Origin of the sequence: Methylococcus capsulatus (genome assembly GCF_036864975.1) — a bacterium.
Taxonomy (GTDB): domain Bacteria; phylum Pseudomonadota; class Gammaproteobacteria; order Methylococcales; family Methylococcaceae; genus Methylococcus.
Map to the genome: position 1 here is coordinate 2,660,621 of NZ_CP104311.1, position 18,049 is coordinate 2,678,669.

Annotated in this window: 19 protein-coding genes and 1 pseudogene; 13 read left to right on the forward strand and 7 right to left on the reverse strand. The window is 62.4% G+C overall.

Annotated elements, in window-relative coordinates:
* Nucleotides 1-5 precede the first annotated feature (5 nt).
* Genes N4J17_RS13030 through N4J17_RS13040 form a run of 3 tightly spaced genes read right to left on the reverse strand, consistent with a single transcriptional unit; the run spans nt 6 to nt 1,108 of the window.
* Nucleotides 6-218 (reverse strand): DUF2970 domain-containing protein, encoded by a 213-nt coding sequence (locus N4J17_RS13030; RefSeq protein WP_198321617.1) that lies wholly within the window; start codon nt 216-218, stop codon nt 6-8.
* A gap of 46 nt (nt 219-264) precedes the next feature.
* The gene (locus N4J17_RS13035; protein ID WP_198321618.1) at nt 265-705 is read right to left on the reverse strand and encodes a hypothetical protein; all 441 of its coding nucleotides are present in this window, start codon (nt 703-705) and stop codon (nt 265-267) included.
* Between the two features lie 10 nt (nt 706-715).
* Nucleotides 716-1,108 carry a hypothetical protein gene (locus N4J17_RS13040; RefSeq protein WP_198321619.1) on the reverse strand — a complete coding sequence of 131 codons (393 nt, stop codon included), beginning with the start codon at nt 1,106-1,108 and terminating at the stop codon, nt 716-718.
* Between the two features lie 196 nt (nt 1,109-1,304).
* On the opposite strand from N4J17_RS13040, the gene metH reads away from it, so the two are divergent.
* The 7 genes from metH to N4J17_RS13075 all read left to right on the forward strand — a co-directional run bounded on the left by metH (nt 1,305) and on the right by N4J17_RS13075 (nt 10,174).
* Nucleotides 1,305-5,018: a methionine synthase gene (gene metH, locus N4J17_RS13045; protein WP_425326308.1), complete on the forward strand. Its 3,714-nt coding sequence runs from the start codon at nt 1,305-1,307 to the stop codon at nt 5,016-5,018.
* The gene (locus N4J17_RS13050; RefSeq protein ID WP_198321620.1) at nt 5,008-5,244 is read left to right on the forward strand and encodes a glutaredoxin family protein; all 237 of its coding nucleotides are present in this window, start codon (nt 5,008-5,010) and stop codon (nt 5,242-5,244) included. The genes metH and N4J17_RS13050 overlap by 11 nt, the downstream gene beginning before the upstream one ends.
* 235 nt (nt 5,245-5,479) lie before the next feature.
* On the forward strand, nt 5,480-6,889 hold the full coding sequence (locus N4J17_RS13055; RefSeq protein ID WP_198321621.1) for a class II fumarate hydratase: 1,410 nt from the start codon (nt 5,480-5,482) through the stop codon (nt 6,887-6,889).
* Between the two features lie 31 nt (nt 6,890-6,920).
* Nucleotides 6,921-7,703: a succinate dehydrogenase iron-sulfur subunit gene (locus N4J17_RS13060; protein WP_198321622.1), complete on the forward strand. Its 783-nt coding sequence runs from the start codon at nt 6,921-6,923 to the stop codon at nt 7,701-7,703.
* Entirely contained in the window at nt 7,700-7,957 is a 258-nt protein-coding gene (locus N4J17_RS13065; RefSeq protein ID WP_198321623.1) for a succinate dehydrogenase assembly factor 2, read from the forward strand. The genes N4J17_RS13060 and N4J17_RS13065 overlap by 4 nt, the downstream gene beginning before the upstream one ends.
* Nucleotides 7,951-8,373 carry a protein YgfX gene (locus tag N4J17_RS13070; RefSeq protein ID WP_198321624.1) on the forward strand — a complete coding sequence of 141 codons (423 nt, stop codon included), beginning with the start codon at nt 7,951-7,953 and terminating at the stop codon, nt 8,371-8,373. The genes N4J17_RS13065 and N4J17_RS13070 overlap by 7 nt, the downstream gene beginning before the upstream one ends.
* Nucleotides 8,354-10,174 (forward strand): VWA domain-containing protein, encoded by a 1,821-nt coding sequence (locus tag N4J17_RS13075; protein ID WP_232470184.1) that lies wholly within the window; start codon nt 8,354-8,356, stop codon nt 10,172-10,174. Before N4J17_RS13070 ends, N4J17_RS13075 begins: the two co-directional genes overlap by 20 nt.
* A 35-nt stretch (nt 10,175-10,209) precedes the next feature.
* On the opposite strand, the gene N4J17_RS13080 is transcribed toward N4J17_RS13075, so the two are convergent.
* Both N4J17_RS13080 and N4J17_RS13085 read right to left on the reverse strand, forming a co-directional pair.
* Entirely contained in the window at nt 10,210-11,328 is a 1,119-nt protein-coding gene (locus N4J17_RS13080; RefSeq protein WP_198321625.1) for a PilT/PilU family type 4a pilus ATPase, read from the reverse strand.
* 15 nt (nt 11,329-11,343) lie between these two features.
* A complete protein-coding gene (locus tag N4J17_RS13085) occupies nt 11,344-12,378 on the reverse strand; it encodes a type IV pilus twitching motility protein PilT (protein WP_198321626.1) in 1,035 nt (344 codons plus the stop codon).
* Between the two features lie 54 nt (nt 12,379-12,432).
* On the opposite strand from N4J17_RS13085, the gene N4J17_RS13090 reads away from it, so the two are divergent.
* The 3 genes from N4J17_RS13090 (at nt 12,433) to N4J17_RS13100 (ending at nt 14,599) form a co-directional block, all read left to right on the forward strand.
* Nucleotides 12,433-13,128 carry a YggS family pyridoxal phosphate-dependent enzyme gene (locus N4J17_RS13090; protein ID WP_198321627.1) on the forward strand — a complete coding sequence of 232 codons (696 nt, stop codon included), beginning with the start codon at nt 12,433-12,435 and terminating at the stop codon, nt 13,126-13,128.
* A 64-nt stretch (nt 13,129-13,192) separates the two neighbouring features.
* Nucleotides 13,193-14,017, forward strand: coding sequence for a pyrroline-5-carboxylate reductase (proC, locus tag N4J17_RS13095; RefSeq protein ID WP_198321628.1), 825 nt, complete (start codon nt 13,193-13,195; stop codon nt 14,015-14,017).
* 3 nt (nt 14,018-14,020) lie between these two features.
* Nucleotides 14,021-14,599, forward strand: a complete 579-nt coding sequence (locus N4J17_RS13100; protein ID WP_198321629.1) for a YggT family protein — start codon at nt 14,021-14,023, stop codon at nt 14,597-14,599.
* A 435-nt stretch (nt 14,600-15,034) separates the two neighbouring features.
* Here N4J17_RS13100 and N4J17_RS13105 read toward each other — a convergent pair whose 3' ends face one another.
* Entirely contained in the window at nt 15,035-15,979 is a 945-nt protein-coding gene (locus N4J17_RS13105; RefSeq protein ID WP_198324346.1) for an IS110 family transposase, read from the reverse strand.
* Nucleotides 15,980-16,457: 478 nt separating this feature from the next.
* Between N4J17_RS13105 and N4J17_RS13110 the strand changes: the two genes are divergently transcribed.
* The 3 genes and pseudogenes from N4J17_RS13110 to N4J17_RS13120 all read left to right on the forward strand — a co-directional run.
* Nucleotides 16,458-16,934 carry a PAS domain-containing protein gene (locus N4J17_RS13110; protein ID WP_232470250.1) on the forward strand — a complete coding sequence of 159 codons (477 nt, stop codon included), beginning with the start codon at nt 16,458-16,460 and terminating at the stop codon, nt 16,932-16,934.
* Between the two features lie 82 nt (nt 16,935-17,016).
* A complete protein-coding gene (locus N4J17_RS13115; RefSeq protein WP_232470251.1) occupies nt 17,017-17,166 on the forward strand; it encodes a hypothetical protein in 150 nt (49 codons plus the stop codon).
* Between the two features lie 36 nt (nt 17,167-17,202).
* Nucleotides 17,203-17,262 (forward strand): annotated as a pseudogene (locus N4J17_RS13120) (hypothetical protein); the annotation flags it as partial.
* 84 nt (nt 17,263-17,346) lie between these two features.
* Here N4J17_RS13120 and trmB read toward each other — a convergent pair.
* The gene (gene trmB, locus N4J17_RS13125; RefSeq protein ID WP_198321876.1) at nt 17,347-18,039 is read right to left on the reverse strand and encodes a tRNA (guanosine(46)-N7)-methyltransferase TrmB; all 693 of its coding nucleotides are present in this window, start codon (nt 18,037-18,039) and stop codon (nt 17,347-17,349) included.
* Between the last annotated feature and the right edge of the window lie 10 nt (nt 18,040-18,049).

Genomic DNA, 18,049 nt, shown 5'->3' on the forward strand with positions numbered 1-18,049 from the left:
CGGCGTCACTTTCCAGCGCCGCTCAGAACGAGCTTCACCACACCGTACACTATCAGGACGAAAACGACCGTTCCGATAATACCCGCAGCGATGTAGGCTTTCGCCGAGCCGTACTGGAAATCGCGGAGCCGGTTCTTTTCGCTCTGTACGCCGAAGGCGCCGGCAAGCGTGCTGACCATCACTTGCAACAGATTGGGTTTGTTCGGGGTGTCGGACATACTGGGCAGGGGATTCGCGGCGGATCGCCTTCGTTCGAGCAGTGGGTCAAGATGCCGGGGTGGACGTTTTTTTCCGGAGCAGATAGTACTTGATCCCGAAAGCGCCGGCGATCACCAGGAACACCAACCCCACGGCGATCTTGTCGCTGCTGATCACGTCTTCGTCCACGTTCAAGCCATAGGTACGCACATAGGTGCTCAGGAAGTAGAGCGTCTGAACCGTGGCGATGGACAGGGTGAGAGAGACGATGAACTTGTCGGCGACCGGGTACTCCGAAAAAGTCACCTTGTCGAAGAACAACTTCGTGATCAGATAGCCCGGCATGAACATTTCCAGGATGGTAATCAGGAAGCGTTCCACCCAGTAGAACGGAGATGTCGTGGCGAACACCGACAGTAGGACGATGATGAGGGCGCTCACCCCGGCGATGCCGATCCAGAGTTTCTTGTCTACTTCGCTGAATTCCAAGAAGTCACTGATTTTCATTGTTTTTCTCCTAGCGTTTTTTGAAGAAATAGAAGCCTTCTATTCCTCCTCTCAATATCATGCTATCGGCGGTTTTCTCCTGTACCGTATAGTCGATCGTCTTACCTGGGCGGCCGGGATCGTCGGCGGAGATCTTGCCGTTCACGATCTGGTATTTCCATTCGTGCACGTCATTCGTCTTCAGATGCCGATTGTAACCCGAGGTCACGATGACGCCATCGGCGCGGAACTCCCAGGTACGGTTCTCTTCGATCCGAGGACCCTTCAGCGAAGAAGACACCGTTTCAAGCTGCCAGGTTCCCACGATTTCGCTCGGATCCTTCAGGTAAACATCGGCAGCGGCGGTGCCAGCCGAGAGTCCTGCGAGCAGTGCGATGCCCGCGAGGGTGGAAAAACGCTTCATTCCGATCCTCCTCATTCAAGTGCCCATAGCGGGGTGCGGCTCTCCTTCCGTTCGTTCGGGGAGGCGCTCGGGTCTAAACTCCTATGTCACTGGTCAATTGTCTCCCGGTTGACTCGCATCTGGCAAGGAACCGGCCAAGTTTATCCATGGCGCCCGAGCGAATACAATGGAGCCCTTTTTTTTTCGGCTTCGGACAATGACCATTCCCGTTACTGCCATGGAGCGTTCGTCGCTCCTGAGACGCTTGCTCAAGGAACGCATCCTGTTTCTCGATGGCGCCATGGGTACGATGATCCAGCGCTACAAGCTGGCGGAGGACGATTACCGGGGCCAGCGCTTCGCCGACTGGCCGCAGGACGTCAAGGGCAACAACGACCTCTTGTCACTGACCCGTCCGGACGTGATCGAAGCCATCCACTGGGCCTATCTGGAAGCCGGCGCCGACATCCTGGAAACCAACAGCTTCAACGCTACCCGCATCAGTATGGCGGATTACGGCATGGAGGCGCTGGTTTACGAGATCAACGTGGCTGCGGCCCGACTGGCCCGGCAGGCGGCGGACCGCATGAGCCGGCAGACGCCGGACCGGCCGCGTTTCGTTGCTGGGGTCCTGGGACCGACCAGTCGGACCGCGTCGATCTCGCCCTCGGTCAATGACCCGGGTTTCCGCAACATCAGCTTCGACGAACTGGTGGCGTCCTACGATGAGGCCGTACGCGGCCTGGTCGATGGCGGTGCAGACATCATTCTGATCGAAACGGTCTTCGACACCCTCAATGCCAAAGCGGCAGTATTCGCCGTCGAGCAGTTCTTCGAGCAACAGGGCTATACCCTGCCGGTGATGATCTCCGGCACAATTACCGATGCCTCCGGCCGCACGCTGTCGGGGCAGACCACCGAAGCCTTCTGGAATTCACTGCGCCACGCCAAGCCGATTTCGATCGGCCTCAATTGCGCACTCGGGGCCAAACAGCTCCGCCAGCACGTCGAAGAACTCTCGCGCATCGCCGACACCTACGTCTCCGCTCATCCCAATGCGGGCCTGCCCAACGAATTCGGCGAATACGACGAATCACCCGAAGCGATGGCACGCGAGATCGCCGACTGGGCCGAACAGGGCTTCCTCAACATTATCGGCGGCTGCTGCGGTACCACGCCGGCGCACATCAAGGCGATCCACGACGCGGCCGAACATTTTCCACCCCGGCGCATTCCGGAGATACCACCGGCCTGCCGGCTGGCCGGACTGGAACCCTGCAACATCACGGCGGATTCACTGTTCGTCAACGTCGGCGAACGCACCAACGTGACGGGTTCGGCGGCTTTTCGGCGGCTGATCCGGGAGGCGAAGTACGATGAAGCCCTGGAAGTGGCGCGCCAGCAGGTCGAGAGCGGAGCCCAGATCATCGACGTCAACATGGACGAGGGGATGCTCGATTCGCGCGCCGCGATGGTGCAGTTCCTCAATCTCATCGCCTCGGAGCCCGATATCGCCCGCGTGCCGGTGATGATCGATTCGTCCAAGTGGGAGATCTTGGAAGCCGGGCTCAAGTGTATCCAGGGCAAGGGTATCGTCAACTCGATATCGCTCAAGGAAGGGGAGGCGGCTTTTATCCACCATGCCCGGTTGGTGCGGCGTTACGGGGCGGCGGTCATCGTCATGGCTTTCGACGAGCAGGGCCAGGCCGATACCCGTGAGCGTAAGGTCGAGATTTGCGAGCGAGCCTACAAACTACTGACCGAGCAGGTCGGCTTCCCGGCCGAGGACATCATCTTCGATCCCAACATCTTCGCGGTGGCGACCGGCATCGAGGAACACAACCGCTACGGTCTCGATTTCATCGAGGCCGTTGCCGAAATCAAGGCCCGGCTGCCGCATGTGCTGATCTCCGGTGGTGTATCCAACGTCTCCTTCTCCTTCCGCGGCAACAATGCGGTGCGCGAGGCCATCCACGCGGTGTTCCTGTACCACGCCATCCGCGCCGGGATGGACATGGGAATCGTCAACGCCGGCCAGCTCGCGATCTACGAAGAAGTGCCGGAGGAACTGCGCAATGCCGTGGAGGATGTCATCCTCGCCCGCCGCGAGGACGCCACCGAGCGCCTGCTCGCCATTGCTGACCGTTACCGGGGCGAGGAGGGCGCCGGCAGCGAGCGCAAGGCCGATCTGGCCTGGCGCTCGCTGCCGGTGGACAAGCGCTTGGAGCATGCGCTGGTCAAAGGCATCGATGAGTTCATCGAAGCCGATACGGAAGAAGCACGCCGGCAATTCGAACGCCCGCTGCATGTCATCGAAGGACCGCTGATGGCCGGAATGAATGTGGTCGGCGATTTGTTCGGTGCTGGCAAGATGTTCCTGCCCCAGGTGGTCAAATCGGCGCGGGTGATGAAGAAGGCCGTGGCCTATCTGATGCCTTACATGGACGCCGAGAAGGCAGGAACCGACGTCAGCGCCAACGGCAAAATCCTCATGGCGACGGTGAAGGGCGATGTGCATGACATCGGCAAGAACATCGTCGGCGTGGTGCTCCAGTGCAACGGTTTCGAGGTGATCGATCTGGGAGTCATGGTACCCTGCGACAAGATATTGCAGACTGCCCGGGCGGAAAACGTCGACATCATCGGCTTGTCCGGGCTGATTACGCCCTCGTTGGATGAGATGGTCCATGTCGCCAGGGAGATGGAGCGGCTCGGTTTCGAAATCCCGCTCATGATCGGCGGCGCCACGACGTCCCGGGCGCACACCGCCGTCAAGATCGAGCCCAATTACCATGGGCCGACCATCTATGTGACCGACGCCTCGCGCAGCGTCGGCGTCGCGGGTAGCCTGCTCAGCGCCGACCTGAAAGATGACTTTACGGCCCGGGTGCGCAAGGAATACGAAGAGGTACGGCGGCATCACGCCGGACGACGCGCCCAAGGTACGTTGCTGAGTCTGGAGCAGGCGCGGGCCAGAGCCTTCCATACGGACTGGGCGCATTACGTACCGCCGCCGCCGCATTGGCTGGGGCTGGAGGTGTTCGACGCTTATCCCCTGGAGGAGATCGCCGGATACATCGATTGGTCGCCGTTCTTCCATACCTGGGAGTTGGCCGGCAGCTATCCAAAGATATTGGACGACGAAGTCGTGGGTGAGCACGCCCGTACCCTGCTGCAGGATGCCCGCGCCATGCTGGCGCTCCTGATCGAGCAGCGCTGGCTCACTGCCCGTGGCGTGATCGGATTTTTTCCGGCCAATTCGGAAGGGGATGACATCGTGCTCTGGACCGACGAGAGTCGGAGCGAGCGGCTGGCTGTGCTGCATCATCTGCGTCAGCAGCAGGACAAGCCGGGCGGGCAGCCAGAATACTGTCTGGCGGATTTCGTCGCTCCGGTTGGCAGCGGAGTGGCGGATTACCTGGGCGGTTTCGCCGTCACCGCCGGCCATGGTATCGAGGTGCAGCTGGAGCGGTTCGCCCAGGTCCATGACGACTATAGCAGCATCATGCTGAAGGCGCTCGCCGACCGACTGGCTGAGGCATTCGCTGAACTGATGCACCGCCGGGTGCGGCGTGAATTCTGGGGCTATGCGCCGGAGGAGTCCTTGGGGAACGATCAGCTGATCGCGGAGGAATACCGCGGCATCCGGCCGGCGCCGGGGTACCCAGCCTGCCCCGACCATACCGAGAAGGCCACGTTGTTCCGCTTGCTGGATGTCGAAGCCAACACCGGCATCTCACTGACCGAAAGTTTCGCCATGTATCCGGCGTCCTCGGTCAGCGGCTGGTATTTTTCGCATGCCTCGGCAAAGTATTTCAACGTCGGTAAGATCGGCCGCGATCAAGTCGAAGATTACGCTCGGCGCAAGGGAATGACGGTACGCGAGGTCGAGCGCTGGCTGGCGCCGAGTCTGGGCTACGATGCCGATTGAATCCGGCCTGGTTTTATATGGCACGGACGGTTGCCATCTGTGCAAGGCAGCCGGGGAGGTGCTGACGGATCTGGGCGTGGTGGCAACGGCGGTGGACATCCTCGGCGACGACCATCTGTTGCAGCGGTACGGTCTCCGGATTCCGGTGCTGCGGGATGGCGCCGGGCGCGAGCTGGGCTGGCCGTTCGACGCTGCGGCGGTGCGGCGGTTTCTCGGAGACCGATGACTATGTGCAGTGCGGTTCCAAGAAGGTAGGGGGAATCCTGGACATAACGGACCTCGCTCCGGCCGGGAAACCGGAGCCCACGGTCATGGAAGGCAAGCTCGGTAATCTACGCACCATACAGCGCAACGTCGCTCCGGCATACTTCCCATCTCCCGGATCGAGTCTGGGGCAAGCTTTGGGAACTGGATGCCGGAGTCTTATCCGGCAGGACTGAATCGAAGGGGGAACAGAGATCATGAGCCACGACGGCTATCGCATCGAGAAAGACAGCATGGGTGAGCTGCGGGTTCCGGTTTCCGCGCTCTACGCGGCCCAGACTCAGCGTGCCATTGACAATTTTCCAGTGAGCGGGCTGGTTTTGCCGCCGGCGTTCATCCGCGCCATCGCCCGGATCAAGCAATGTGCGGCTCGGGTCAATATGGCGCTGGGGTATTTGGATGCAGGCAAGGGCAAGGCGATCATGGCTGCGGCCGAGGAGATCATTGGCGGGGCATATGCCGAGCAGTTCCCGGTCGACGTGTTTCAGACCGGTTCCGGCACCAGCACCAACATGAACGTCAACGAAGTGCTGGCGACCCTGGCTTCCCGGCGCTCGGGAATGCCGGTGAGTGCCAACGACGACGTCAACATGGGCCAGAGCAGTAATGACGTCATCCCCACAGCGATTCACGTCAGTGCCGCGCTGGCAGTCAACGAACAGCTGATCCCGGCGCTGGAACACTTGGCGGCGACGATACGCTACAAGGGCTTAGCGCATCCGAAGGTGGTCAAGACCGGGCGGACCCATCTGATGGACGCCATGCCGGTGCGGCTGGAGCAAGAGCTCTCGGGCTGGGCGCTGCAGATCGCCAACGGCGTCGACCGGCTGCGGGCGAGCCTGCCGCGGCTTTACAAATTGGGGCAGGGTGGTACGGCCGTGGGCACCGGCATCAACGCCGATCCGGCCTTCGCTTCCAGCTTTGCCGAAGCTCTGGCCGATGCCACGGGCCTGCCGTTCCGGCCGAACGATTCATTCTTCGAGAGCCTGAGTTGCCAGGACGCGGCAGTGGAACTGTCGGGCCAGCTCAAGACCATCGCCGTCGGCATCATGAAGATCGCCAACGACCTGCGCTGGATGAATTCTGGCCCCCTCGCCGGCCTGGGCGAGATCGAGTTGCCTGCGCTCCAGCCCGGCAGTTCCATCATGCCGGGCAAGGTCAATCCGGTGATTCCGGAAGCTGCCTGCATGGTGGCGGCGCAAGTGATCGGCAACGATGCCACTATCACGGTGGCTGGGCAGTCGGGTTCGTTCCAACTCAATGTGATGCTGCCGGTGATCGCCTACAACCTGCTGCAGAGCATCGAGCTGCTAGCCAACATTGCCCGCCTGCTGGCCGATAAAGCCATCGCCGATTTCCGGGTGCGCGAGGATAATCTGCGTCGGGCTCTGGCAACGAATCCGATCCTGGTGACCGCGCTCAACCCGCTCATCGGCTACCTGAAGGCGGCGGAAATTGCCAAGACCGCTTATCGGACGGGGCGGCCGATCCTGGAGGTGGCCGTTGAAATGAGCGGTCTGGATCGCGGCGAACTGGAGCATCTGCTTGATCCGGCGACCCTGACTTCCGGGGGTATCCATAGCGTGCCGGCTGGCGGTGCGGGCTGATTCTTTTGTCAAAACCTTTGGGAGCGACGCCATGGGCTTGTTCAAGCTGCCCAAGAATTCGGTTGTTGAGCGGGGCAAAACCTATCCGGCGCCGGAAGGTGCGCGACGGGTGAAGGTCGTCCTAGTCTACCGCTGGGATCCCGATACGGGGGGCAATCCTCGCCTGGACACTTACCACGTCGATCTGGACCGCTGCGGTCCGATGGTGTTGGACGCTCTGATCAAGATCAAGAACGAGATCGACAGCACCCTGGCGTTCCGGCGTTCCTGCCGGGAGGGCGTATGCGGCTCCTGTGCCATGAACATCGACGGGCGCAACACGCTGGCCTGCATCAAGCCGCTGAACGACTGCAGCGAGCCGGTCCGGATCTACCCGCTGCCCCACCAGCCGATCATCAAGGATCTGGTGCCGGATCTGACCCATTTTTACGCCCAATATGCCTCGATCAAACCCTGGATCGAAGCCCAGACCCCGCCGCCCGCGGATCGCGAGCGCCTGCAGAGCAAGGCGGAGCGGGCCGAGCTGGATGGGTTGCACGAATGTATCCTGTGTGCGTGCTGTTCCACCGCTTGCCCCAGCTACTGGTGGAACGGCGACCGTTTCCTGGGGCCGGCCGCCCTGCTCCAGGCGTACCGCTGGATCGCCGACAGCCGGGACGAAGCTACCGGAGAACGCCTGGACGCGCTGGAAGACCCCTTCAAGCTGTTCCGCTGCCACACCATCATGAACTGCACCGATTCCTGCCCGAAGGGCCTCAATCCGGCGCGTGCGATCGCCGAGATCAAGAAGCTGCTGGTCGAGCGGCAAAAATGAGCGGACAGGGTCGGCTGCTGTGGCGCTGCCGCCGGGGGATGGCCGAACTGGATCGGATGCTCACACTCTATGTGGACGTTGCTTACCAGCAAGCCGACGACGCCGAGCGGCAGGCGTTCGAATGCCTTTTGGATATGCCGGACGCCGACCTCTGGCGCTGCCTGACCGGCCTCGCCTGTCCCGAAGATCCGGCGCTGGCCGCCCTGGCGGCCAAACTTCGCATTCTCGCCACCGGTGCATATGCAGCATGCTGACCGTGGAGCCGACCCCGTCGCGGATTCATTCACTGGCCGTCCACGCCGTCGGTCTGCTGGCTTGCTACGGCATCTGGATCGCGGATGTTCCGCTGCTGGTCAGGCTGGGGTTCACTCTGTGCCTGGCAGGGTACCTCGTGTTCCTGCAGGGTGGCCCGGGTATCGGCGCCCGCTTCGATGGCGCGGGTGCCTGGAGCGTGATTTCTTCTGGTGGAGAAGCGATCCCGGCGAAGCTGAGGGGATCGAGTTTCGCTTCGTCGCTCTGCGTGGTGCTGCATTTCTCGACCGAAAGCGGCAGGGTCGTAGTTCCGGTGTTCAGGGACAGCGTCGACGCCGAAACCTATCGTCGCCTCCGCGTCCATCTGCGTTGCCGGGCGATGTCGCATCAAAGCCGGAATGCTGGTCAACTTCATTGAAGCGGCGCGGATGAGCCGTCTGCGCATTTGCCGGTCCCGCGCCGCCGCCTATCCGCATCCGCCCTCTGGCCGGCCCGATGCAGTATTGCACGCCCGGCTGTGCGATGCGTTGCGGCGCCATCTTTCCCCCGCCGCCGCGACTCTCTTGGCTGAGCCCGTGCCGAGCGGGGATGGCGCATGGATCGACTGGTACACCGGGCTGGCGGGCCAGCCCGTCCCGCTGCGTTCTCTGTCCGGGGAAGCCCTGCGACGTACGCGCAATCTGCTGCAGGACCGCATCCAGGCCATGGCGGTGCTGGCGCAGCGGCTGGCTGCCGTCGATCCTGATCTGGCCGACGCGATGCGCCGGGCGGCGGGGTTCCCCGATGAGTCCGCGGTCTACGTGGTCGACGGCCAGCCGGTATTGACGTTCTGGGGCTATGGCACCACGACACAGCCTGAGCGTCCCGTTTTGCCTTCCGACTGCTCGTGGGCGAAGCTTTTCCGCCGGCTGTGGCGGGACCTGGCCGGCTTGATTCTGGCCGCCGGTCTGGGGTGGGCCGGTCTCCGTTTCGACTGGTGGCGCTGGCCCCCGTGGGGTCCGGACTATGCCGCCGTGCTCGCTGCCGAAAGGGAGACCGGCCATGATCTGCGGCGTGTCCTACTCGCACGCCAGTCCGATCTGGCGCGGGCCCTGGGCCGATGTGCGCTTGAAGCCCAGCGTGATGCGCTGGCGCGGGAAGGAGAACTGTTGGCGGGAAAGCTGGAAGCGCTGGCGGCAGAGCTGGCCGGAGGCCTGGAGAACTGCCGGGGTGAGGCAGCGGTCAACGCTTTGTCGAAGGAACGCGACGCACTGAACATCGAGCTCGCCGGTCTGCAGCGGAACCTGAGAGCCGCGCTGGGGAAGTGCGGCGGCGCCAAACTGAGCGGCGAACTGGCCGAGTCGGCCAGACTGCGCACCAAGCTGACCGCTGTGGAAGCCAAACTCGCCGCCAAGCTGAACCGCTGCGGCAAGCAGCCGCCCATCAAGACTGCCGAAACGACCTCGCCGGCCGCCGTTTCGCCTGTTCCGGAAGGCTCGCCCAGGCCAGCCCAGGCGGCGGGCGGCCTGCCGCCCTGTCCCGGCGAGCGTCCGCCGGAGGATGCGCCCGATGTCGCAATCGTGCTCGACGCTTCCGGCAGCATGCGCATTCCATCTGTTTTGGATGGCAACAGTGCCCAGCTCATCGCCCGCTTCGAGCGCTGCATGCTGGACAGTGGACTGCTCGCCCCGGTGGTCTGTGCGGACCTCATCGGCGTCTACGAATCGATCATTCAGGGCGGCCGCGGCCCGACCCGACTGATGGCCGCCCAGCGGGCCGTCAACAACGTGGTCAGCGGCCTGCCAGGCGACGTCGACGTCGGCCTCGTAGTCCTGGAGGACTGCCCGCAGGCATCCGATTACGGGATGTACGATGGCTCCCGCCGGGGGCAGCTCCTGCAGCGGGTCAACGGCCTGATTCCGCGCAAGGGCACGCCGCTGGGCAACGGCATCGTGCAGGCGGCAAACAAGGTGGACGGTGTGCGGGCGCCGGCAGTCATGGTCGTCGTGTCGGACGGCAAGGACAGCTGCAATGCGGATCCCTGCTCCATCGCCTCGGCGGTCAAAGCCGCCAAGCCCAAACTCAAGATCAACGTGGTGGACATCGTCGGTGACGGCGCAGTCGGCTGCATCGCGAAGGCCACCGGTGGCGACGTACTCACCCCCCGATCGGGCATGAGCCTGGACCAGATGGTCCATCAGGCCGCCAAGGATGCCGAGAAGCCAGAGCATTGCAAATAGGGGCCGCGGCGGATCGTACCAGCCACTTCTGCTATTCAGTTGTCGACGATCTGGATCGATGCGTCCGTGGGCGCGTATTTGTCGATGCTGCCTTCTTCGCTGAGCTTGATCATCAAGCGGACTTCGTTCTTGGAATCGGCCGAGTAGAGGGCATCTTCGTAGCCGATCCGGCCCGCCTTGAACAGTTCGAACAGCGCCTGATCAAAGGTCTGCATGCCCTGTTCGCGCGATTGCTTCATGACCTCCTTGAGCTTGTGGATCTCTCCCTGGCGGATCAGGTCGGAGACCAGGGGCGTGTTGATCAGGATTTCCACCGCCGGATAGCGCCCCTTGCCGTCGGCGCGTTTCACGAGCTGCTGGGCGATGATCGCGCGCAGGTTCAGCGACAGATCCATGAGCAGCTGCGGATGCATGTCTTCCGGGAAGAAATGGAGGATGCGGTCCAGCGCCTGGTTGGCGTTGTTGGCATGCAGGGTACTCAGACAGAGATGACCGGTCTCGGCGAAGGTGATGGCCTGCTGCATGGTGTCACGGGTGCGGATCTCGCCGATCAGGATCACGTCTGGCGCCTGCCGCAGGGTGTTCTTCAGTGCGACTTCGTAGGATTCGGTGTCGATGCCGACCTCGCGCTGGGTGACGATGCAGCCCGCGTGCGGGTGGACGAACTCCAGGGGATCCTCGATGGTGATGATGTGGCCGCTGGAATGCTCGTTGCGGTACTTGAGCATCGCCGCCAGCGAAGTGGACTTGCCGGTGCCGGTCGCGCCCACGAACAGGATCAGACCGCGCTTGGCCATCACCAGATCGTTGAGGATGGGCGGCAGGTTGAGCTGCTCCACTGTGGGAATTTCGGTCTCGATCCGGCGTAGCACCATGCCGGGGCTGTTCCGCTGGACGAAGGCGCTGACCCGGAACCGGCCCAGTCCGGCCGCTGAGAGGGCGAAATTGCACTCGTTGGTGTTCTCGAATTCGTCGCGCTGGCGCTGGTTCATGATGCCGAGGACGAGCTGGCGCGCCTGTTCACTGGTGAGTTTGGTGCTGGCCAGCGGTACGAGGTTGCCGTTGAGCTTCATGCAGGGTTCCTTGGCCGCAGTGATGAAGAGATCGGATGCTTTTTTCAGCACCATCAGCTTGAGCAGTGACTCGAATTCCATGGGCGGGCTCTGGTGCTAGAACGCGGCTTTGTTGACGGCGACTTCGCGGGCGACCTGACGGGTGATGATCCCTCTCTCCACCAGTTCCTGCAGGTGCTGATCCAGGGTCTGCATGCCGTCCTTACGGCCCGTCTGGATCGTCGAATACATCTGGGCCACCTTGGCCTCGCGGATCAGGTTGCGGATGGCCGGAGTGCCGACCATGATCTCCCAGGCCGCCGTCCGGCCGCCGCCGACTTTTTTGACGAGGGCCTGCGAAATGACCGCCTGCAGCGATTCCGACAGCATGGAGCGGATCATGTCTTTCTCGGCGGCCGGGAACACGTCGACGATGCGGTCGATGGTCTTGGCGGCGGAACTGGTATGCAAAGTGCCGAACACCAGGTGTCCGGTTTCGGCCGCGGTCAGCGCAAGGCGGATGGTTTCCAGGTCGCGCATTTCGCCCACGAGGATCACGTCCGGGTCTTCGCGCAGGGCCGAGCGCAGGGCTTCGTTGAAGCCCAAGGTGTTGCGGTGCACCTCGCGTTGGTTGATCAGGCATTTCTTGCTCTGGTGGACGAACTCGATCGGATCTTCGATGGTCAGAATGTGGGAATAGTCGTTGGAGTTGATGTAGTCGATCATGGCCGCCAGCGTGGTGGACTTGCCCGAACCCGTCGGTCCGGTGACCACGATCAGGCCGCGTGGCTGGCGGGTGACGTCCTGGAAGAACTTCGGGCAGCCCAGTTCCTCCAGCGTGAGGACTTTGGAAGGGATGGTCCGGAACACAGCCGCCGCGCCGCGGTCCTGGTTGAAGGCATTGACCCGGAAACGGGCGACACCCGGCAGTTCGAATGAGAAATCGGTTTCCAGGAACTCCTCGAAGTCGCGCCGCTGTTTGTCGTTCATGATGTCATATATGAGCGCGTGTACTTCCTTGTGCTCCAGCGGCGGCACGTTGATGCGCCGGATGTCGCCGTCGACGCGGATCATCGGCGGCAGCCCGGAAGAAAGGTGCAGGTCGGAAGATTTGTTCTTGACTGAGAAGGCGAGCAGTTCGGCGATATCCATCGGGCCAGTCGGGTAAAATCCGAAAGCGCAAAAGTATAGCTAACGGTGTATGTAATGCTGGAGCTCGAGGCAAATTTACAGGCCGTGCGACGGAGAATCCGGGCGGCGGAGCAGGCATGCGGCCGTCCGGAGGGCTCGGTGCGGCTGCTGGCCGTCTCGAAAACCCAGCCCGCCACGGTGTTGCGCGCGGCTTATGGATTGGGCCAGCGGGAGTTCGGCGAAAATTATCTGCAGGAAGCCATGGAGAAACAGGATGCCCTGGCCGATCTCGACATCCTCTGGCACTTCATCGGGCCGATCCAATCGAACAAGACCCGGCCCATCGCCGAGCGCTTCGACTGGGTGCACGGAATCGACCGCCTGAAAATCGCCCAGCGCCTCAGTGACCAGCGCCCGGAATCCATGACGCCATTGAATGTCTGCATCCAGGTCAACATCGGCGGGGAGTCGACCAAATCCGGCGTGGCTCCGGCCGATGTGGCCGGGCTGGCACATGCGGTCGCCGGCTTGCCTCGCCTGCGGCTCCGGGGCTTGATGACGATTCCGGCGCCGACCGCCGAGGTGGGAGCGCAACATGCCGCATTCCGCCGTTTGCGGGAACTGCTGGAACGTCTCGGGATACCGGGACTCGATACGCTGTCCATGGGTATGTCCAACGACCTGGAGGCGGCAGTGGCGGAAGGGGCGACCCTGGTGCGCATCGGAACTTCGATTTTCGGCCGCCGCCCGCGTGCCAAGGGACGAGCTTAGGATTCCGGCGCGGCAGACAGTAAATTATGATAATCAAAATTTTTCAGTTGGGAGGGGCGGGATAGTGAAACACAAAATGCTTGGGTTCATCGGGGCCGGCAATATGGCCTCGAGCCTGGTGGGAGGGCTGGTGGCTGACGGTTATCCGGCCCGCAATATCTGGGTGTCGGACGTGGATGAGGCCAAGCTGGACGCGCTTTCGTTGAAATTCGGCGTCAACGTGAGCGGAGACAACCGGCGGGTGGCGAGACTGGCGGAAATCCTGGTGCTGGCCGTGAAACCGCAGATTCTGCGGGAAGTGGCAGAAGGTGTGGCGGACATCGTCGCGGAAACCCGGCCGCTGATCCTGTCGGTTGCGGCCGGCGTCGGCGAGTCCGTCATCGACCGCTGGCTGGGCGGCGGACAGTCCCTCGTCCGCTGCATGCCGAACACCCCAGCGCTGGTCAAAAGTTCCGCCACCGCCCTGCATGCGAACGAAAAGACGACCTCGGCCCAGCGCAGCGAAGCCGAGAGCATCCTGCGTGCCGTCGGCGTGACCGTATGGGTCGAGCGGGAGGAAGCACTGGATGCCGTCACGGCGATTTCCGGGAGTGGACCGGCGTACTTTTTTCTGCTCATGGAAGCGATGGAAAATGCGGCGACCGGCCTGGGTCTCGATCCCGAGACCGCGCGCCTGTTGGTGCAACAGACGGCGCTCGGGGCCGCCCGTATCGCCATCGAGTCCGAAGAAGGCCCAGCCCAACTGCGGCAGCGGGTGACCTCTCCCAAAGGGACGACCGAGCGGGCCATCGGCGTGTTGGAGGAGCGGGGGCTGCATGAGATCGTGAGGGATGCCGTGGCGGCCGCCCACGCCCGAGCGATCGAGCTGGCGCGGGAACTGGGGGCTTGAGCGATGGACCTGGGCTATCTCGTCAATCCGGCGGTGTTTCTGGTGGAAACCCTGTTCGGCCTGTACATTCTCGCCGTTCTCCTGCGGTTTCTGCTGCAATGGACCGGAGCGGACTATTACAACCCCATATCACAATTTCTGGTCAAGGTGACCCATCCTCCGCTTCGGCTGCTGCGGCGTTTCATTCCGGCCATCGGCCGGGTCGATACCGCCTCGCTGGTGCTGATGCTGGCGTTGCAGATGGTGGCGGGCTATCTGGTGTTTTTGCTGCAGGGCACTACCGCCATTTCGGTTGCGGCCCTGGCGGTGTGGTCGGTTCACGATCTGCTCGATCTCGTCCTCAACATCTTTTTTTTCTGCATCATCGCCCGTGCCTTGCTGAGCTGGTTCGGCCGGATGCCCTACCATCCGGCCGCCGCCCTTCTCGCCAGCCTGACCGAGCCGCTGCTGCGCCGCAGCCGCCGCTTGCTGCCGCCCACCGGCGGACTCGATCTCTCCCCCCTCCTGCCGCTGATCGGCATCCAGTTGGTCAGGATGCTGTTCCTGCCACCACTTCAGCATCTGGCAGTGCTTTTGAACTGACGCAGTACTGGCCGGTTCTGTGCCGGCTGTGGAGAAGAACGTCTCTTCCCCCGAAGAGGCTGGCAAGAAATCGGGACGTGCGGGGAGGCGTGCCGGGGCAGAAGGCGCGTGGCCGGGGTCCGAACGGCAACGGCAAATGGATTACCTGATCTTTGGTTTTGCAATTGCGCTGGTCATGATGGCGCTGGCCTGCGCATTCTCGACCGCGCGCAAGCGGGTCGAGTCGGCGCTGCGGCGGAGCACTCACCATCTGCGCGAGGCGCAGCGGGTGGGCAATCTCGGCAGCTGGGAACTCGATCTCGTGGAAGACCGGTTGGAATGGTCGGATCAGGTTTTCCGTATTTTCGAGCTTGATCTCGCGCGATTCGGGGCGTCCTACGAGGCGTTTCTCGCCCTCGTGCATCCCGACGATAGGGAGAGCAACTGTGTTGGAGGTCAAGCGATTTGTGGGCATGACCAAGGTTTATTTTGTTTCAGCATGGCATTCAGGCTGGTGAGGAGCTTACGCATGGCCGCCGTTAAAGCGACCTTGGCCGGTTTGCCTTTTTCGACCAATCGACGATGGAAGGTGGCGATGGGATTATCGCCTCGGGTAGCGGCCAAGGTCGCCATGTACAGCACCGAGCGCACTTCCGCTCGTCCGCCCCAAATCCTCCGCCGTCCTCGCTGGAAGCCACTGTCCCGATTAAACGGCGCCAATCCCACCCGGGCAGCGATCTCGCGCCGGTTGAGTTTGCCGAGTTCTGGCAGATACGACAGCAACGTGAGCATCGTCACGGGGCCTACGCCCGGTGCACTTTGGAGCAGGTCGACTCGGGTTTTCCAAATGTCCGATTCGCGCAGCCGGTTTTTCAAATCCCCGTCGAGTCGAGCGATATGCTCGTCCAGCCAGGCAATGTGCTCCTTTAAGCCCTGTTTTTGCCGTGAGCCGGCCATCGCCAAGCGGGTTCTCTCTTGGGCGCGCATCTCCACTAATTGCCGTCGCCGGGCGACCAGTTCCACCAAGGCTTGCTCTGCCTCGGTCCGGCCGGCGCGAACTTCGGGGCGCACGGCCTTGGCGAAATGGGCCAATACCAGGGCATCCAGCTTATCGGTTTTCGCGAGCCGGCCGGTGGCCTTGGCGAAGTCACGCACTTGGCGAGCATTGACGACGGCCAACGGCAGTCCGGCCACTCGACCGGAAGCCGCGAGCAAGGTTTCGAGTCCCCCGGTCGCCTCCAAGACGACTAACGCCGGTTGGAGCGTGAGGAGTCGCTGGATCAGTGCCGTGACCCCTGCCTCATCATTGCTAAAACGCTCGACCCCGCCCTCGGGACTGACTCCCAAATCCAAATACGCCTTCGATACATCCACCCCGGCAAATCGCTCTTCGTTATTCATGTCGTACACACCCCACCTTGTAAAAATTCGGACTTCCGTCCCAGCAACTGTTCGGGCTCTGCCAACAAAAGAAGAAAGACGATCCACGCTCTCCCACAAGCTCAATTTCTCGGCTTCGAGGGTCAACGATCTATCTTCCTCCGAACCTCTTATTCATACCTCCGTGGCTCAGGGAAGAACATACAAGGGTGGATGCGGCCTACCGCCGCTCGGTCGCCAACAGGCAGCCCTACGAAATCGTCCATCGGCCGCTCATGCCGGACGGCCGTGTCAAACATGTCCGCGAGTGGTGCCAGACCTTTTACGGCGACGATGGGCGGCCCTTGCGATCGGTGGGGACGGTATGGGACATCACTTCCTTTCACGAAACCGAAGAGAAACTTCGCCGACTCGCTGCCATCGTGGAATCGACCGGTGACACTGTCATCGTCATCGATCTCCAGGGCAGGATCTGCACCTGGAACAAAGGGCGGAGCGGATGTGGGGCTATGCGGCGGACGAGATCGTGGGACAGCCGGCCACTGTTCTGCCGTCGTTCGAAAAGCAGGGCGAGCCAGGGCGGATATTGCGGCAGGTCATCCATGAGCATGAGGTCGTCCGCTTCGAGAGCCGGGACCGGCACAAGAACGGCCATGACTTCCCGATATCACTCACGGTTTCACCGCTTTTCGACGCCGAAAACCGCCTGGCCGGGGTGTCCGCTATCATTCGTGACATCACGGAAATGGAGCGGCTGAAAGCAGCATTGCAAGAGCGGCTCAAACTGGTGGAAATGGTCTTCCAATACAGTGTCTCGTGCCTCGTCGTGCTGGATCCACGGTTCTATTTCATCCGTGTCAATCCCGCCTATGCGCGGGCCTGCCGCCGGGATGCTGCCGAGTTCGAAGGCCGCAACCATTTCGAACTATATCCTTCGGATACCCGGTTCCTCTTCGAGGAGGTCGTGCGGAGCTGACGGCCCGGTCGGAGTTTTTGCGCGCCCTTTCACATTTCCGGATCAGCCGGACCGGGGTGTCACCTACTGGGACTGGACCCTGGTGCCGGTTCTCGACGGCAATGGCGAGGTCGAATGTCTGCTGTTCTCCTTGAACGATGTGACCGACAGGGAAAAGGCGATGGCGCAGCTACGCCTGGTCGAAACCGCTTTCCAGCATACTCGCGATGCGGTGTTGATCACCGACGCCTAGCCCCGGGTTCTGCAGCTCAACCCCGCCTTTGAAACCATCACCGGCTACAGTGCCGAAGAGGCGCTCGGACGCACACCCAGGATTCTCCAGTCCGGGCGTCATGACAGCGATTTCTACCAGCGGTTCTGGCGGGCGATCGAGACCGAAGGGCATTGGTTGGTTGTCCACGGAGGGAGCGGTTCAGGATCGCCGGTAAACCAGATCCCACACCCCGTGTCCCAGCCGCTGACCGCGCTGTTCGAACTTGGTCAGCGAGCGGTACCCGGGGCGTTCGCTGAAGCGCCCGTCCGGCGCCTGGTTTACCAGCGGCTCGCAGCCGTTCAATACCTCCAGCATCTGCATCGCATAATCCTCCCAGTCGGTGGCGGCATGGAACACGCCTCCCGGAGCCAGGCGGGAGGCGGCCAACCGGGCGAATTCCGGCGAGATGAGGCGGCGTTTCTTGTGCCGCTGCTTGTGCCAGGGATCGGGAAAGAACACCAGGATCCGCGCCAGAGCGCCTTCGGGGATGCATTTCTCCAACAGCTCGACCGCATCGATCCGGAATACCCGGACGTTGTCCAGCCCCCGCCGCTCCAGCTCGATCAGCAGATGGCCGATGCCGGGAGGATGGACTTCCGCGCCGATGAAGTCCTCTGCCGGCAGGCTCTGGGCCATCGCCGCCAGGCTTTCGCCGTTGCCGAACCCGATTTCCAGGGTGAGCGGCGCCCTTCGGCCGAATACGGCTGCGGGGTCGAACGGCGCTTCCGGATCCAGGCCATAGCGCGGCCATAGGTTTTCCAGGGCATTCTTCTGCGAGGCGGTGATGCGGCCTTGCCGGAGCACGAAGCTGCGGATGCGGCGGGGTAGGTCGGCGTTTTGCGTATCGGTCATGGTCGTAGGG